18 protein-coding genes are annotated in these 15,975 nt (G+C 57.8%); 10 read left to right on the forward strand and 8 right to left on the reverse strand.

Annotation, left to right across the window (positions count from 1 at the left end; translation table 11 throughout):
* The first annotated feature begins 76 nt into the window (after positions 1-76).
* Genes BLT77_RS02050 through BLT77_RS02070 form a run of 5 tightly spaced genes read left to right on the forward strand, consistent with a single transcriptional unit; the run spans position 77 to position 2,818 of the window.
* Positions 77-406, forward strand: a complete 330-nt coding sequence (locus BLT77_RS02050) for an ArsR/SmtB family transcription factor (RefSeq protein ID WP_090361159.1) — start codon at positions 77-79, stop codon at positions 404-406.
* Positions 403-639 (forward strand): thioredoxin family protein, encoded by a 237-nt coding sequence (locus BLT77_RS02055; RefSeq protein WP_090361162.1) that lies wholly within the window; start codon positions 403-405, stop codon positions 637-639. The genes BLT77_RS02050 and BLT77_RS02055 overlap by 4 nt, the downstream gene beginning before the upstream one ends.
* A 23-nt stretch (positions 640-662) precedes the next feature.
* Positions 663-1,136, forward strand: coding sequence for a nitrophenyl compound nitroreductase subunit ArsF family protein (locus tag BLT77_RS02060; RefSeq protein ID WP_090361165.1), 474 nt, complete (start codon positions 663-665; stop codon positions 1,134-1,136).
* Positions 1,133-1,825 carry an aromatic aminobenezylarsenical efflux permease ArsG family transporter gene (locus tag BLT77_RS02065; protein ID WP_090361168.1) on the forward strand — a complete coding sequence of 231 codons (693 nt, stop codon included), beginning with the start codon at positions 1,133-1,135 and terminating at the stop codon, positions 1,823-1,825. Before BLT77_RS02060 ends, BLT77_RS02065 begins: the two co-directional genes overlap by 4 nt.
* Positions 1,826-1,828: 3 nt before the next feature.
* Positions 1,829-2,818, forward strand: a complete 990-nt coding sequence (locus BLT77_RS02070) for a permease (RefSeq protein WP_090361364.1) — start codon at positions 1,829-1,831, stop codon at positions 2,816-2,818.
* On the opposite strand, the gene yjjX is transcribed toward BLT77_RS02070, so the two are convergent.
* Positions 2,784-3,368: an inosine/xanthosine triphosphatase gene (gene yjjX, locus BLT77_RS02075; protein ID WP_090361171.1), complete on the reverse strand. Its 585-nt coding sequence runs from the start codon at positions 3,366-3,368 to the stop codon at positions 2,784-2,786. The two genes, BLT77_RS02070 and yjjX, sit on opposite strands and share 35 nt — an antisense overlap.
* A 66-nt stretch (positions 3,369-3,434) precedes the next feature.
* Here yjjX and BLT77_RS02080 point away from each other — a divergent pair, with 66 nt between their 5' ends.
* The 3 genes from BLT77_RS02080 to BLT77_RS02090 all read left to right on the forward strand — a co-directional run bounded on the left by BLT77_RS02080 (position 3,435) and on the right by BLT77_RS02090 (position 7,248).
* Complete coding sequence (locus BLT77_RS02080; protein WP_090361174.1) at positions 3,435-4,223, forward strand: sulfite exporter TauE/SafE family protein; 789 nt, start codon at positions 3,435-3,437, stop codon at positions 4,221-4,223.
* A 311-nt stretch (positions 4,224-4,534) separates the two neighbouring features.
* Positions 4,535-5,812 carry an aromatic amino acid transport family protein gene (locus BLT77_RS02085; protein WP_090361176.1) on the forward strand — a complete coding sequence of 426 codons (1,278 nt, stop codon included), beginning with the start codon at positions 4,535-4,537 and terminating at the stop codon, positions 5,810-5,812.
* A gap of 71 nt (positions 5,813-5,883) precedes the next feature.
* Positions 5,884-7,248, forward strand: a complete 1,365-nt coding sequence (locus BLT77_RS02090) for an L-serine ammonia-lyase (RefSeq protein WP_090361179.1) — start codon at positions 5,884-5,886, stop codon at positions 7,246-7,248.
* 53 nt (positions 7,249-7,301) lie between these two features.
* Here BLT77_RS02090 and BLT77_RS02095 read toward each other — a convergent pair whose 3' ends face one another.
* Together BLT77_RS02095 and BLT77_RS02100 are read right to left on the reverse strand one after the other, a co-directional pair.
* Complete coding sequence (locus BLT77_RS02095) at positions 7,302-7,907, reverse strand: hypothetical protein (protein ID WP_090361182.1); 606 nt, start codon at positions 7,905-7,907, stop codon at positions 7,302-7,304.
* A gap of 45 nt (positions 7,908-7,952) precedes the next feature.
* Positions 7,953-10,415 carry a putative bifunctional diguanylate cyclase/phosphodiesterase gene (locus tag BLT77_RS02100; RefSeq protein WP_176819164.1) on the reverse strand — a complete coding sequence of 821 codons (2,463 nt, stop codon included), beginning with the start codon at positions 10,413-10,415 and terminating at the stop codon, positions 7,953-7,955.
* Positions 10,416-10,626: 211 nt separating this feature from the next.
* Here BLT77_RS02100 and BLT77_RS20155 point away from each other — a divergent pair, with 211 nt between their 5' ends.
* On the forward strand, positions 10,627-10,803 hold the full coding sequence (locus BLT77_RS20155; RefSeq protein WP_176819165.1) for a hypothetical protein: 177 nt from the start codon (positions 10,627-10,629) through the stop codon (positions 10,801-10,803).
* A 143-nt stretch (positions 10,804-10,946) separates the two neighbouring features.
* Positions 10,947-12,227, forward strand: a complete 1,281-nt coding sequence (locus BLT77_RS02105; RefSeq protein WP_090361189.1) for a dicarboxylate/amino acid:cation symporter — start codon at positions 10,947-10,949, stop codon at positions 12,225-12,227.
* Positions 12,228-12,516: 289 nt separating this feature from the next.
* Here the strand turns inward: BLT77_RS02105 and accC are convergent, their stop codons facing one another.
* The 5 genes from accC to BLT77_RS02130 all read right to left on the reverse strand — a co-directional run bounded on the left by accC (position 12,517) and on the right by BLT77_RS02130 (position 15,955).
* On the reverse strand, positions 12,517-13,857 hold the full coding sequence (gene accC / locus BLT77_RS02110) for an acetyl-CoA carboxylase biotin carboxylase subunit (RefSeq protein WP_090361191.1): 1,341 nt from the start codon (positions 13,855-13,857) through the stop codon (positions 12,517-12,519).
* 10 nt (positions 13,858-13,867) lie between these two features.
* The gene (gene accB, locus BLT77_RS02115) at positions 13,868-14,317 is read right to left on the reverse strand and encodes an acetyl-CoA carboxylase biotin carboxyl carrier protein (protein ID WP_090361194.1); all 450 of its coding nucleotides are present in this window, start codon (positions 14,315-14,317) and stop codon (positions 13,868-13,870) included.
* A gap of 30 nt (positions 14,318-14,347) precedes the next feature.
* Entirely contained in the window at positions 14,348-14,794 is a 447-nt protein-coding gene (gene aroQ / locus BLT77_RS02120) for a type II 3-dehydroquinate dehydratase (protein WP_090361196.1), read from the reverse strand.
* A 194-nt stretch (positions 14,795-14,988) separates the two neighbouring features.
* A complete protein-coding gene (arfB, locus tag BLT77_RS02125; RefSeq protein ID WP_090361199.1) occupies positions 14,989-15,408 on the reverse strand; it encodes an alternative ribosome rescue aminoacyl-tRNA hydrolase ArfB in 420 nt (139 codons plus the stop codon).
* Between the two features lie 127 nt (positions 15,409-15,535).
* A complete protein-coding gene (locus tag BLT77_RS02130; protein ID WP_090361201.1) occupies positions 15,536-15,955 on the reverse strand; it encodes a DUF2057 family protein in 420 nt (139 codons plus the stop codon).
* Positions 15,956-15,975: the final 20 nt, after the last annotated feature.

The raw sequence follows: 15,975 nt of genomic DNA on the forward strand, positions 1-15,975 counted from the left end.
TCCGAATTCCCTCTCGACCCGAGAAAAACATTTGGCTATTTTGCCAAGTGTTGAATCAATTTATCTGGATGAGCGCATGTTATCGACTACTCCCGACTGTGACCGCCTGCATCAACGTGCGGCGGTGCTCAAGGCGCTGGCACATCCGACCCGGCTGTGGCTGGTGGAGCAACTGCAGCAGCAGGAGCGTTGTGTCTGTGAACTGATGGAGGAGGTTGACGCCGACATCTCGACGGTCTCCAAGCATCTGGCTGTGTTAAAGCAGGTGGGGCTGGTGACCGTTCGCCGGCAGGGGAAGCAGCGTTATTACCGCCTGACGACCCCCTGCCTGATGTCGATGTTCCACTGCATCGAACGGGTCCTGGATCATCGCTCGCCACTCACCAAGCAAGAGGAAGCATCATGAAAGTTGAAGTACTGGGTTCTGGTTGTAAAAAGTGCAATACCCTGGCTGAGCTGGTTGCCGAACGGGCTCAGGCCCTGCAGCTGGAGATTGAACTGGAGAAGGTCAGCGACATGGCGACCATTCTGGAGTATGGCGTGATGTCCACTCCTGCCATCGTCATCAACGGCGAAGTCAAAGTCAGTGGCGGCGCGCCGACAGCGGCCGAGATTGACGCTCTGCTGCAAAGCCACTGATCCCCGTACACAAGGATGTAGTCATGAGAGTTATCCAGTTACTGCTGTTGGTGCTGCTGCTGTCCGGATCCGCGTGGTGGGCCTGGGTTCAGACCCAGGCGATGCCGGAGGAAGCAGAGGTGATGGTATTACCCGGCTACCAACTGGGGCCGGATCAGCAGTTGACGGTGTACTACTTCCATGGCCGTGCCCGTTGCAGTTCCTGCCTGAAGATTGAGGCATTAACGCGGGAGGCGGTGGAAAAAGGCTGGCCTGAGTTGGTACACCAGGGTCAGGTTGAGCTGCGTAGCATCAATGTCGATGAGGCAGAAAATCGACATTACATCGAAGACTTTCAACTGGTGACCCGCTCGGTGGTGGTGACCCTGACCCAGCCGGATAGTGAACGCCAGTGGCGGCGCCTGGACGCGGTATGGCAACTGTTTGATAACCGGCAGGCTTTCTTTCGCTACCTGTACGGAGAAACCGGGTTGCTGGTAAGCGGAACCCGATCATGATGGCACTGTCGGTGGCGGCGCTGAGTGCGCTGTGGCTCGGGGTTCTAACCTCTGTGTCGCCCTGCCCACTGGCCACTAACGTGGCGGCGGTTTCCTACCTGAGTCGCCAGGTGGCCAGTCCCCGGCGGGCGGTCTATCAGGGGGTGGCCTATGGCCTGGGACGGACGATCAGTTACCTGGCTTTGGCGGCACTGCTGTTGGGTGGCGCACTGTCGGCGCCGGGGTTGTCGCAGTTCCTGCAGTCCAACATGAACATGATGCTGGGCCCGGTGCTGCTGGTGGTGGGAGTGGTGCTGCTGAGCTGGCTGCGGCTGCCGCTGCCGACCCTGGGGTTGTCCCAGTCGCTGCAGCAGCGACTGGGACAGGGCGGCCTACCCGGCGCCCTGGCATTGGGGGTGCTGTTTGCCCTGTCGTTTTGTCCCACATCGGCGGCGCTGTTCTTTGCCTCGTTGCTGCCACTGGCTATGGCCCATCAGTCGGTAGTGGTGCTGCCAGGCATGTACGGCATCGGCACCGCCCTGCCGGTGCTGGCATTTGCACTGATGGTGAGCCTGGGAACGCTGCAACTGGCGGCGATCCACCAAGGCATCGCCCGGGCTGAACGGGTGTTGAGACGGCTGTCTGGAATGCTGTTCCTGGGCGCCGGTCTGTATTACTGCTGGGTGTATTTAATCCCACTGATAGGATGAATGATGTTATCTGTGTTTACTGAGTTAGCGGATTGGCTGGTGTACCAACTGTTGGGGCTGTCCGATCAGACCCGGTTGGGCCAGGCGCTGCACTTCTTCGTCGAGGACACCAGTAAGATTCTGGTGCTGCTGTTGGTGATGATCTACGCCATCGCCCTGATACGGGCCTCTCTGGATGTGGAGCGGGTGCGTCAATACCTGGCGGGCAAGAGCCGCGTCAGCGGCTACGTGCTGGGCTCGAGCTTCGGTGCGATTACCCCGTTCTGTTCCTGCTCCAGCATTCCGGTGTTTCTCGGTTTTACCTCCGCCGGGATACCGGTGGGCATCACCATGGCGTTTCTGCTGACGTCGCCGCTGATCAATGAGGTGGCGGTGTTGCTGCTGCTGAGCCTGCTGGGGTGGAAGCTGACGCTGATTTATGTGGTCATCGGCCTGGTGATCGGCATGCTGGGAGGGTGGATCCTGGACAGCCTCAAGGCGGAGCGCTGGCTGCAGCCTCTGGCGGCTAAAGCCTACGCCATGGGGCAGGGCCAGTCGCAGTCACAGTCGCCGTCTCAGCCGCAAGCTCGGCCCTCACTGACTCTGGCCCAGCGGCATCAGTTTGCGTCATCGGAGACCCGGGAGATCGTCGGCCGGGTATGGAAATGGGTGATCATCGGCGTCGGCATCGGTGCCGGGCTGCATGGCTTTGTCCCTGCAGGCTGGCTGCAAGCCAATCTGGGAGCAGGCCAGTGGTGGTCGGTGCCGTCGGCGGTGGCGCTGGGCATTCCTCTCTATGCCAACGCCACCGGCGTGATTCCGGTGATGGAAAGCCTGCTGCTGCAGGGGGTGCCGCTGGGCACGACTCTGGCGTTCTGCATGAGTACCGTGGCGGCCAGTTTCCCGGAGTTTGTGATGTTGAAACAGGTGATGCAGTGGCGGCTGCTGGCCCTGTTGATGGTGATGCTGCTGACTGCCTTTACCCTGATGGGGTGGCTGCTGAATCTGGCTTAGCCGAGGCGGTGGCCTGGAACAGTTCCGGATGCAGGAAGGGGGCCAGCAGCATGCACAGGGTATCGCTGTAGACACTGGTCCGGTCCACCAGGTTGTTGGTGAGTATGCCCATGGCTCCGCCTTTCTGGCGAATGTTATGGTCATCGAACAACTCGTCCATCAACGGCCCCAACTCCTCGCCCTGTTCCAGACGCTGGCTGATGACCTCCGGCAGCGGCAGCAGCCCGGTGCGACCGATCTGGGTGTGCTGACCGTCGCTGATGGCTACATAGGCAAAGGTAAATCCCTGGCCATGGATTCGGTCATAGCCACCTTCGAATGACACATACAGGTCGCCGGCCATCGCCTTGATGGCATTGAGGCGGTTAATGGCCCCGACCCGAGTCTCGGTTTCGCCCAGCGGTTGCTCATCCACCCCCGACGGAACGCTGACGCCTTGTACCCGCCAGTGGCAATCCGGGTAGGCCGCCTGAAGTGCCCGGGTGGCGGCGTTGACTTTAACCGGGTTGCGGGAGGCAACAATGAGAGTTTTTTGTACTATTTGGGTCATCGTCGATGCCGTCAAAGAGGGAATGTGACACAATAGTCGGCAATCTAATCAGTGACTTCAAGTATTATGATCTACCTTCTTTATTTGCTTCTTGGTGCGTTTGCCGGCGTGCTGTCCGGTTTGTTCGGCATTGGTGGTGGGCTGGTGATCGTACCGGTGTTGCTGACTACCTTTAAGCTGTTGAACTTCGATCCTCAATTGACGATTCACATGGCCCTGGGGACCTCCCTGGCGACCATTATTGTCACCTCGATGAACTCCATGTGGGCCCATCACCGCAAAGGCGGGGTGGACTGGAAGGTGGTGCTGACCATGGTGCCGGGCATCGTGGTGGCCGCCTACCTTGGTGGTTTTGTGGCCCACCTGCTGGACGCCACTGTGCTGGCATACTGTTTTACCGGCTTCATCACCCTGGTGGCCATTAAGATGTGGTTCGGCCTCAAACCCAGTGGCCAGCAACCTTTTCCGGGCGTTGTGGGTCTGAGCATCTCCGGGGTCGGCATCGGCTTTCTGTCTGCCATCTTTGGCATTGGTGGCGGCACCATCAGCGTGCCCCTGTTGTCGCGTTTTGGACTGGAGATGCGCAAAGCGGTGGGAATCTCATCGGCGCTGGGGTTGCCCATTGCCCTGACCGGTGCCCTCAGTTACGCCATCAGCGGCTGGAATGAACCGGGCCTGCCTGAGATGAGCCTGGGCTATGTGTACCTGCCAGCCTTCATCGGCATTGTGCTCACCAGTTCGGTGTTTTCCCGGGTGGGGGCCAACCTGGCTCATAGGCTGGATGCGCGAGTGATGCAAAAGAGTTTCGCCCTGCTGCTGGTGATCATTGCGATAAAGACTTTGCTAACCAGTTAGCCATAGGTATAGATGTTGTAATTTTATTACATATGAAAGTTTGCGACTGGGCCCCTGCGGCCCAGTTTTTTTATCTAATCGCTTTGCTGTTGTTACATCAGTAACCATGTTCACCCCTTATTTAACGGCTTTTGCGCCCTTTTAACCCGCTTTTTACAATCAGATTAATCATATTTATGCGGGCATTCGAAAGATCAATGCTGTGAGCTGGGTCACGCTAGAAAACCATGTTTGAGATGTGAATCACGTTTAGTTTGTAATAAATCTATATATTTGCCCTCGCTAACTCGAACACTCAAAGGTGATTTCCCATGCAGAACCAAAACACTGCAACTGCCACTGCGACCAATACCAAAGCGGTGGGCTATACCAAACAAGACCTGACCTGGTCATTGTCCATGTTCGGCACCGCGGTTGGTGCCGGCGTCCTGTTCCTGCCGATTCGCGCTGGCCTGGAGGGCTTCTGGCCTCTGATCGTCATTGCGATGCTGGTGGGTCCTATGACTTACCTGTCTCACCGTGCCCTGGCGCGCTTCGTTCTGTCTTCCAAGCGTAAAGATGCTGACATCACCGATGTGGTGGAGGAGCATTTCGGTAAAAGTGCCGGCTTGCTGATCACCTTCCTGTATTTCTTTGCCATCTATCCCATCGTGTTGATCTACGGTAACGCCATTACCAACACCATCGATAGCTTCATGGTGAACCAGTTGGGTCTGGAGTCCATGCCTCGCTGGATCCTGTCCGGAGCGCTGGTGGCCATGATGATGGGCGTGATGATCCTGGGTCGTCGCCTGATGCTGAAAGCCACCGAGCTGCTGGTATACCCTCTGGTATTCATCCTGTTCGCCATGTCCGTCTACCTGATTCCGGACTGGTCCATGGCTGCCATGAGCACCGATAACATCCCGGCCATGGGCGACCTGTTGACCGTGGTGTACCTGACCATCCCAATGCTGATCTTCTCCTTCAACCACAGCCCGGCGGTTTCCTCCATGGCGCTGGCTCAGCGTGAAGCTCACGGCGACAACGCGGTTGCCAAGTCCGACATGATCCTGAAGCGTGCTTCTGGCATGCTGCTGGGCTTCGTGATGTTCTTCGTATTCAGCTGTGTACTGGCCCTGACTCCTGAGCAACTGATGGAAGCCAAGACTCAGAACCTTCCGGTACTGAGCTACCTGGCCAACGAATACGACTCGCCGCTGATCTCCGTGATCGGTCCTCTGGTGGCGTTCCTGGCTATCTTCTCCTCCTTCTTCGGCCACTACCTGGGTGCGAAAGAGGGTCTGGCGGGCATCGTTAAGAAAGCCGCTCCAAAAGCCGTTGCCAACATGGGTGAGAAGAAGTTCGACAAAGCCCTGGTTGCCTTCTTCTTCTTCACCGTTTGGGGTGTGGCCATCATGAACCCATCTGTACTGGGCATGATTGAGTCTCTGGGTGCGCCGTTCATCGCCGCCATCCTGTTCCTGATGCCGATGTACGCCATCAAGAAGGTACCATCCATGAAGAAGTACGACGGTGCACTGTCCAACATCTTCGTCACCGTCATGGGCCTGGTGGCCATCTCTGCCATCGTTAAAGACCTGATTTAATCAGCGTCCCCTGACTCTGCAAGCCGGAGTCGCAAGACTCCGGCTTTCTTATTTCTACAGAGGTTTTCTTCATGTTCAGTGTTTTCGATATCTTTAAAATTGGTGTAGGTCCTTCAAGTTCCCATACTGTGGGGCCCATGAAGGCCGCCAAGCAGTTTATTGATGAACTGCGTGCCATGGATAAGTTGCGCGAGGTGACTCACATCAGTGTCGACATCTATGGCTCTTTGTCCCTGACCGGCAAAGGCCACCATACGGATATCGCGATCATTATGGGCCTGGCGGGCAACAGTCCGGAAACCGTCGACATCGATGGTATTCCTGATTTCATTCAGCGGGTTGAGCAAACTGAACGTTTGCCGGTTGGCATGCATTGCCATGTCGTGGACTTTCCCCGTGATGCGGTGACCTTTCACAGCCATGCGCTGGACCTGCACGAGAACGGCATGAGCATCCATGCGTTTATCGGCGAAGAGGTGGCCCTGTCGAAGACCTACTACTCCACTGGCGGCGGCTTTATTGTCGATGAAGAGAACTTTGGTAAACCTGCCTCTAACCTGAAGCCGGTGCCTTACTCCTTTACCGATGCCGAAGAGATGCTGCAACAGTGCCGTGACACCGGCATGAGCATCTCGGCGCTGATGATGGAGAACGAAAAGGCCTACCACAGCGAAGCCGATATTCAGGAGGGATTCGGCCGAGTGTGGAACGTCATGCGTGAGTCCATTGAGCGGGGGTGTGGTACCGAAGGTTTGCTGGCCGGGCCGTTGAGAGTGCCGCGCCGGGCTGCGGCGTTGCATCGGCAACTGATCGCTAATGAGCGTAACAGCAACGATCCCATGAGCATCATTGATTGGGTCAACATGTTCGCACTGGCGGCCTCGGAAGAGAATGCCGCCGGAGGCCGGGTGGTCACCGCTCCCACCAATGGTGCCGCCGGCATCATTCCTGCGGTGCTGGCTTACTACGATAAGTTCATTGAGCGTGTGGATGCCCAGCAATACAGCAAGTTCTATCTGGCGGCGGGTGCCATCGGTGCACTGTACCAGATGAACGCCTCCATCTCAGGTGCAGAAGTGGGCTGTCAGGGCGAAGTCGGTGTGGCCTGCTCCATGGCAGCTGCCGGCCTGGCTGAGCTGATGGGCGCCAGCCCGTCCCAGGTGTGTGTGGCAGCAGAGATTGCCATGGAGCACAACCTGGGGCTGACCTGTGACCCTGTGGCAGGCCAGGTGCAGGTTCCTTGCATCGAGCGTAACGCCATCGCTTCGGTGAAGGCGGTCAATGCCACCCGAATGGCGATGCGCCGTAACTCGGATCCCTGTGTGTCTCTGGATAAGGTGATTGCCACCATGTATGAGACCGGTAAGGACATGCACCCGAAATACCGCGAAACCTCCCAGGGGGGATTGGCGATTAAAGTTCTGAACGTTTGCTAGCGCCAGTAAACGATCTCCAAGCCGGCTCCTGAGCCGGCTTTTTTTATGGCTTGTTAATGGTGGCTGAGTGTCAGTAACCGGTGTTCATTGCCGGCGTCCATGGTTGCCGTAATGGATACAGGCAGTTGCTGCTGCAGTTCTCGAAACCAGGTGTCGGCGCGGTGACCGCCCAGACGCAGCTCGATCAGGCATCGGTGCTCGCGGCAGATGGGCGTATGGGAGAAAGCTTGGTTCATTGGCGGGCGTATGGCCTGGTTCAACCACCATGGCTGTGCCCACTCCCCCCATTCCTGTGCACCATAAAAGCGCTGCCAGCTGAGGCGGTGAGCGGGGTTGTCGTCGTCGGTGGGAAAGGCCGGATGCAACCGCCGAAACTGATGTGGCGAGCCCTGGCTGTCGTCGGCCTGATACACCCAGTCGTGCCAGACAAATTGTGGCCCCATACGCTGATACTCGGCCAGCAAAGACTGGCGATCGACAGTCTCAACCGGAAATTGCAACTTGTCGCTGCTGGCGTGCAGTGGCGATTGTGGCCATATCAGAGTGTCACCATAGGCCGAAAGGGCGTCCATAAAGGGGTGGGATTCTGGCTTCCACAACAGCAGAGCCGCCAATAGCGGCGTTAGCCAGATCAGGGTTATCAGGCTCTGGGATCGCATCTCTCACTCCTTGAGAAAAGTCCCCTCTATTGTAGAAAGCGCGGCCTAGGACTTGGTGTTTTTTCCGGCGATAAAGCCGGGGACATTGTCTGCCGCCATCGGTCTTCCCAGTTGAAAACCCTGACCAAAGTGGCAACCCATGTTGCGCAAAATCTCAATCTGCCGAATGTCATCGATGCCTTCGGCATTGACCTTCATATTGAGGGCGTTGGCCAGATGAACGATGGCCTGAATCACATCCCGGGCCCGTTGTTCGGTATGCACCTGACAGGTGAAGCTGCGATCGATCTTGACGATGTCCAGCGGCAGGCGGTGCAGGTAGTTGAGAGAGGAGTAGCCGGTGCCAAAATCGTCCATAGCCAGGCGCACCCCCAGTCGGCGGATCTGCTTCAGTACCACCGACGCCTGCTCATGCTGACCTAGCAGGGAGCGTTCGGTGATCTCCAGCCGCAGGGATTCCGGAGGCAAGCGGGTTTCCTTGAGGATGGAGTTGATCACATCCAGGCTGTTCTGGCGGGAGAACCACTCGGAACAGAGGTTAACGCTGACACTGGTGCGTGCCATGCGGGGGTACTTGCGCTGCCAGTCGGCGAACTGCTGGCAGGTTTTCTGCAATACCAGCCGGTCCAGTTCCAGAATCTGGCGGGTTTCTTCCATCACTTCGATAAACTGGCCGGGCAGTTGCAGGCCCTTGCTGGGGTGGCGCCAGCGCACCAGCGCCTCGAAGCCCACCAGTTGCTCATTGTCCAGGCGCCACACCGGCTGATAGTGGATCTCAAATTGATCCTGCTCGATGGCCCGGGCCAGCTCGGTTTCCAGTCGCAGGCGAACCTGAGCGGCCTGGCGCATGGTGCCGGTAAAGACCACCGGCTGGCGACCCCCCTTGGCTTTGGACTGGTACATGGCCACGTCCGCGTCCCGCAGGATCTCTTGAGGGCTGTTGTAGGCGTCGTCACAGTAGGCGATACCGATGCTGCCGCCGCTGTAGATCTCTTCGTTTTTGATCAGGAATGGCAGCGATAGCATCTTGTGAATGCGCTGGGCGGTGATCATCGCATCCTGACTGTCGTGCAGGTTGTCCAGCAACACGGCAAATTCGTCACCACCGAGGCGGGCCACGGTATCGCTGCCCCGCAGGCAGCGTTTGAGCCGGGTCGACACCTGCACCAGCAGGCTGTCACCAGTGAGGTGACCGAGGCTGTCGTTGACCATCTTGAACCGGTCCAGATCCAGGTAGATCAAGGCGTAGTTGAAGTCGGCACAGCGCTTTCGTTGGGCAAACAGCTGATCCAGCCGTTCCAGTAACAGTGCTCGGTTGGGGAGGCCGGTAAGGTGATCATGAAGGTTGTCGTGGCGTAGCTGACTCTCGATGCGCCGTCGCTCGGCAATCTCATGTTGCAGCGCCTGGGTGCGTTCATTGACCGCCCCTTCCAACGCTTGCTGAGTTTCCGACAGGCTGCGATGGGCCTGTTGAATGATGATGACGTTGGCGATGTGCTGGGCCAGGTAGGACAGCATCTGCAGATCGTCGTCGCCGTAGTGGTCGGCCTGATGGTAATCCTGAATCACCACCGCCCCGATGACGTTGTCGTCGTTGATCAGCGGCGCGCCCATCCAGGACTGGGCGGCTTGCCCCATTTCATGGGCCTGGCCTTCATCGATCAGCGCCTGGCGCTGCTGATAATCCAGCAGCAGCGGTTCGGCCTTTTGCAGCAGGTACTCGGTGAGGCCTTTTCCCAGAGGGCGGCGTTTATGCAGTTTGTGCTGAAACTCATCCACCATGTAGGGGAACTCCAGCTGCCGCCGCTCCTGATCCACCAGGGCCACATAGAAGTTGTTGCAGGAAAGCAGGCGCTTGAATTGCTGATGGAACTGCTGACACAGTTGATCCAGCGGCAGCAGTTGCCGGCTGAGACTGGCGATCTGATGTTGGATCGACAGCAGGGTTTTTTGTTGCGCCAGCTGGCGGTCCACCTGTTGCTGCTGAGCCCTTAGCCGCTGCAGCTGGCGGCGGACAGTGCGGGTGTGCAGCGCCTGCTTCACCAGGCCGGAGAACTGCTGCAACAGCCGTTGCTCCTGCTCGCTGTAGCGGTGCTTGTCGGTGCAGAACACCACCACGGCACCGCTGCCGGTATCGCTGTCATACCAGGGCACGCCCAGCCAGGCCTGGGGTTTGGGCGCTGTCAGCTGGACCTGTTTGTTCATCTGCCGGGCCACCAGATCGGCCTGGGACAGATTCAGGGGGCTACGGCCTTTCATCAGGTAACTGACCAGGCCATCGGAGGCCAGCAGGCTGTCGGTGTCCAGATCGCTGCCTTTGTACCTCAGTTGGGCGGGGTCGCCTTCGATGAGCAGGAAATGTGGTGCGTGCAGCTGTTGCTGCAACCACTGGTGCAGGGTGGCAAACAGCGGCTCTGACGGCTGTTCCGGCACACTCAATTGAGCCAGGGCTGTAATCAGCGGGGCGTTGTCTGGTGTGGCGGGGAGCGGCGAGAGCGAAGTCAGCATCGGCAGTTGTAGTAAAGATCTTAAAGCTATCATTATTTTGCGCCCATGATGCCACTTTCTCCTTTATGTTGCCAAGTGAATGAGCGACTAAACTTTAAACAACATTACTGCTAACTACAGAGGGGGCTGTATGCATCTTGGCTTTTGTGGTTGGTGTGCGCGCTCGACGCCCCATCAGGCCGTGTCGGTATGCCACGGAGTTCACCTCGCCATGACCCTGATGACCCTGGGTGGCTGGAGTTTTGTCTGGGCTTACCTGGATTGCAACGCACGGCGGTGTCAGCGTTGTGGCCTCGGAAGCGGTCTCCCCCTGCTGGGGTTTGCCGGGGCGTATTACCAGAGCCTGGCCGAGCGCCGGCGTAGCCCGCTGGCGCAGTGGCGGGCGTAACATACTGATCCTGGTCAGGGGCTGTCACCGGGGTTAGCTTTGATCACGTTTGTGCCCTTTTGAGCAGCCCTCGAAGGGGATTTTTGCTAAAATTCGCCGCGGTTGTACCCTCCCTACATAAAGAACGAACCGATAGGAATACTATGTCTACCTCCCGCAATCCCTTGGCCGATCTCTGGCGCAAGTGGTCGTCTGTGCCTCTGTGGTTGAAAATCCTCACCGGCATGCTGCTCGGTATTGCCACTGGCGTTGCCATGGGCGAGTCTGCCGAATACCTCAAGCCCATTGGCTCCCTGTTTGTGAATACCATCAAGATGCTGATTGTGCCCTTGGTATTCTGTTCACTGATCGTCGGGGTGACCTCGATGCAGGATACCCAGAAGATGGGCCGCATCGGTTTGAAATCCTTTGTGTTCTATCTTGGGACTACCTCCATTGCCATCACCATCGGCCTGGCACTGGGCTACCTGCTTGAACCCGGTGCCGGGGTGCAGATGGCCGGCTCGGTGGAAGCGGGCGCCAATCTGGCCAAAGAGGCCCCCAGCCTGGCAGACACGCTGGTGAACATGATCCCCACCAACCCCATTGCGGCGCTGGCGCAGGGTAAAATTCTGCAGGTGATTGTGTTTGCCGTGGCGCTGGGCATCGCCCTGGTGCTGATCGGCGATCATGGTAAGCCAGCCATCAAGCTGTTTGAGTCCCTGGCGGAAGCGATGTACAAACTCACCGACATGGTGATGAACCTGGCCCCTTACGGCGTATTCGCCCTGATGGCCTGGGTCGCAGGTAAGTACGGATTGGACGTACTGCTGCCGCTGCTAAAAGTGATCATCGCGGTGTACCTGGGTTGCGCCCTGCACATCTTTGGCTTCTACAGCCTGGTGCTGGCCGGTTTGTCCCGCATCAGCCCGGTCCATTTCTTCCGTACCATCTCCGAAGCGATGGCGGTGGCATACACCATGTCCAGCTCCGCCGGTACCCTGCCAGCGTCGATGAAGTGTGCCAAGAAACTCGGGGTCAATAAGAGCATCTCCAGCTTTGTATTGCCGCTGGGCACCACCATCAACATGGACGGCACCGCCCTGTATCAGGGGGTCTGTGCCCTGTTTGTCGCCCAGTTGTTTGGTATCGATCTGACCTGGGTTCAGTACCTGACCATCATCGTCACCGCCACCCTGGCGTCCATCGGTACCGCCGGGGTTCCGGGTGCCGGCCTGGTGATGCTGACCCTGGTGCTGACAACCGTCGGCCTGCCGCTGGAAGGGGTGGCCCTGGTCGCGGGCATTGACCGGGTGCTGGATATGGCCCGTACCGTGGTCAACGTGTCCGGTGACCTGGTGGCAACCACCGTCGTGGCCCACTCCGAAGGGGAGATGGGGGAAGCGACCGAGGTCGAGGCTGAAGCCGAAGCCGCCCGCGTTTAAGCGGCGTTGCAGTAACAACAACCCAGCCAGATGGCTGGGTTGTTTGGTTTTGGGGCCTGGCCAGCAGCACGCTGGAGATCACCACCAGCCTGGCGGCGTGTCGGGGCGGTGAGCGAGATCAACGATATGACCAGTCAGAACGTCATTGCCGCTGCCGGGCTGGTGTATGCTCGACCCAGTCTGGGGCCTCGGGCCACAAACTGAGTCAGCTCAAGGGGCGCGGCCAGATTGAGCGCCAGCCATAAAAAAACCTGGCCATGGCCAGGTTTTTTTTGGGGGGGAAGCGGGATTACAGACCCAGCTTCTTCTCCAGGTAGTGGATGTTGGTGCCACCGTTCTGGAAGTTCTCGTCCGCCATGATTCTTTGCTGCAGCGGTACGTTGGTCTTGATGCCGTCCACCACCAGTTCGCGCAGGGCGTTCTTCATGCGGGCGATGGCGATGTCGCGATTTTCCCCATAGGTGATCAGCTTGCCGATCATGGAGTCATAATGCGGCGGCACCTTGTAGCCGGCATAGATGTGGGAGTCCCAGCGAATCCCCATGCCACCCGGAGGGTGGAAGCGCTCGATGTTGCCCGGGGACGGAATAAAGCTGTCCGGATCCTCGGCGTTGATGCGGCACTCTACCGCATGGCCACGGACAATCACCTGCTCCTGGGTAATGGACAAAGGCTGGCCGGCGGCAATGCGCAGCTGCTCTTTGATCAGATCCACGCCGGTGACCATCTCGGTGACCGGGTGCTCCACCTGAATCCGGGTGTTCATCTCGATAAAGTAGAACTCGCCGTTTTCATACAGGAACTCAAAGGTGCCGGCACCGCGGTAGTTGATGTCGATGCAGGCTTTGGCACAGCGTTCACCGATGAATTTACGCATCTCTTCGGTGATGCCCGGCGCTGGTGCTTCTTCAACCACTTTCTGGTGGCGACGCTGCATGGAGCAGTCGCGCTCGGCCAGGTGGATGGCGTTGCCTTGGCCGTCGGCCAGAACCTGGACTTCGATGTGGCGTGGATTCTCCAGGAACTTCTCCATGTAAACCATGCTGTTACCAAAGAAGCTGCCCGCTTCTGACTGGGTAATGGCAATGGCTTCCAGCAGTTCACTCTCCTGGCGGACCACCCGCATGCCTCGACCACCACCACCACCGGCGGCTTTGATGATCACCGGGTAGCCGATGCGCTTGGCGATCTGAATATTGGTCTTGGTGTCGTCGCCCAGCGGGCCATCGGAACCAGGAACGCAGGGGACACCGGCTTTCTTCATGGCGGTAATGGCCGATACTTTGTCACCCATCAGGCGAATCACTTCCGGTGACGGGCCGATAAAGATGTAGCCGCTCTTCTCCACCTGTTCGGCGAAGTCGGCATTCTCGGCCAAGAAGCCATAACCGGGATGGATGGCGATGGCATCGGTCACTTCGGCGGCGGAGATGATGGCCGGAATGTCCAGGTAGCTTTCGGTTGCCGGAGCACGACCGATGCAGATGGTTTCATCGGCCAGCAGTACGTGTTTCAGATCCCGGTCGGCGGTGGAGTGCACCGCCACGGTTTTGATCCCAAGTTCGCGACAGGCGCGCAGAATTCGCAGAGCGATTTCACCGCGGTTCGCAATAACCACTTTGTCCAACATGGCGGATTCCTTACTCGATGATGAACAGAGGTTCGTCGAACTCTACGGACTCGCCGTTTTCGATCAGAATCTGCTTCACCACACCGGATTTGTCGGATTCAATCTGGTTCATCATCTTCATCGCTTCGATGATGCACAGGGTATCGCCGGCGGCAACGGTATCGCCCACTTCAACGAACGGCTTGGCGGCCGGGCTGGCGGCACGGTAGAAGGTACCGACCATTGGCGACTTGACCGCGTGACCATCGATGGCAGCGGCGGCAGGTGCTGCTGCCGGGGAGGCGGCTACCGGAGCGGCGGCAACCGGTGCCGGCTCGGCAACCGCGTAGGTGGCCGGGGCGACTGGGGCGTTGCCAGTACGACAGATGCGTACGGATTCTTCACCTTCGGAGATCTCCAGCTCGGCAATACCGGATTCCTGCACCAGTTCGATCAATTTTTTGATTTTACGAATATCCATAATGGTTCTCTTATTTTAGCTCTGTACGTACTAGCTAGCACGATTCAAATAGTTAGCCGCACTTTGTAGTGCAAATTGATAACCGTCCGCACCCAGACCGCAAATCACTCCAACGGCGACGTCGGAAAAGTAGGAGTGATGACGAAACGCTTCCCGGGCATGGACGTTAGATAGGTGTACTTCGATAAAGGGCGTGGATACCGACAACAGGGCGTCACGCAGGGCGACACTGGTGTGGGTAAAGGCCGCGGGGTTGATGATGATAAAATCCACCTCGGTGTGGTGGATGGCATCGATCAGTTCCGCTTCGGAGTTGCTTTGGATATGGCTCAGGCTAAGCTGATGATTTTCAGCGGATTTGGTCAGACCAGTTACGATGTCATTCAGGGTCTGGTGACCGTAGTGACCCGGTTCCCGTCGCCCCAACATGTTCAAATTCGGGCCATTTACCAGCAATATCCGCTTTTGCTTCGCCATTTTGCGTCTATCCTCTGCGAAAAAGTATCTAACTTCGGTCAATGTTATTAGGAGCCAAAGTGAGTTACTTAGTTCCGCCCTAGAAAGTGGTTTTTTTCCATTATAACGACATCAATGAAAATGGCAGCATTTTACTGGTCTAATCACGTGAGATTGCCACACTGTTTCCCTGGTTCGAGTCGGTCTTACCCGGCTTAATCGTTGCCCGGCGCGCGGCGCATCTGCTTGCGCTGGCTGTGCTGCTTTTTGGCGTCGAGGCGTTTACGGACACTGGAGCGGGTGGGGCGGGTGGCGTGGCGGGTTTTGGGGCGAAATGCGGCGGCGACCAGCAGGGCTCGCAGACGCTCGAGGGCGTCCTGGCGGTTCATCTCCTGGCTGCGATGTTGCTGAGCCTTGATCAGGATCTTGCCGCCGGCGGTGATGTTGGCATGGGAGCGGTTGTCCAGTGCCTGTTTATAGCTGTCCGGCAGCACCTTGGAGTTGCGATAGTCAAACACCAGTTGAATTGCCGTCGACACCTTGTTGACGTGCTGTCCCCCCGGACCCGAGGCCCGAATTGCTTGAAACTCAAGCTCGCTATCTGGGATGGTTAGGCGGTTGGAGATCACTAACATGCTGGCACGATCATGGTTGAGGCTGGTGTTTCAGTATACCAGCTTGCGTCCGCCACCGGGGCCTGGGCACAAAAAAGGCAGCAAGGGGATGCTGCCTGTTTGAATGGCGGAATGGTTAGCGGGCAGATCAATCTGCCAACAGGGCCGTCACCGCCCCATTGCCGATATAGGCTTGATACGCGATCTGCTGATCGTCTTGTTGAATGGTAAATTTCGGCTTTTTGGCGAAGGCCTTGGCGTCCTTCAGGTGGTACGGAATGTCGGCGTTCAGGTTGTAGTTGGATTGGCCGTCGGTGGTGAAGACCACATAGATGGGCTTGGACACCACGGTTTCGTGCAGATTTCGTTGACCGATGTAGGGGTTGGCATAGCGCAGGGTGACCACTTGCTTGCCCGCGTCCAACTCCAGAGTGGTGGCATGGGCGGAAACCGGTTGGCCATTGACGTCGGTGGCGTAGAAACCTTTTGGCAGTTCCAGAGAGGTTGCGGAGGCCGTGGCAGATAACACCAGAGCAGCGGCCAGAGTGGCCAGAGGCAGTTTGCGCATATAGATACTCCTTCCTTCAT

The sequence above is a fragment of the Ferrimonas sediminum genome, from assembly GCF_900100175.1.
GTDB classification, from domain to species: domain Bacteria; phylum Pseudomonadota; class Gammaproteobacteria; order Enterobacterales; family Shewanellaceae; genus Ferrimonas; species Ferrimonas sediminum.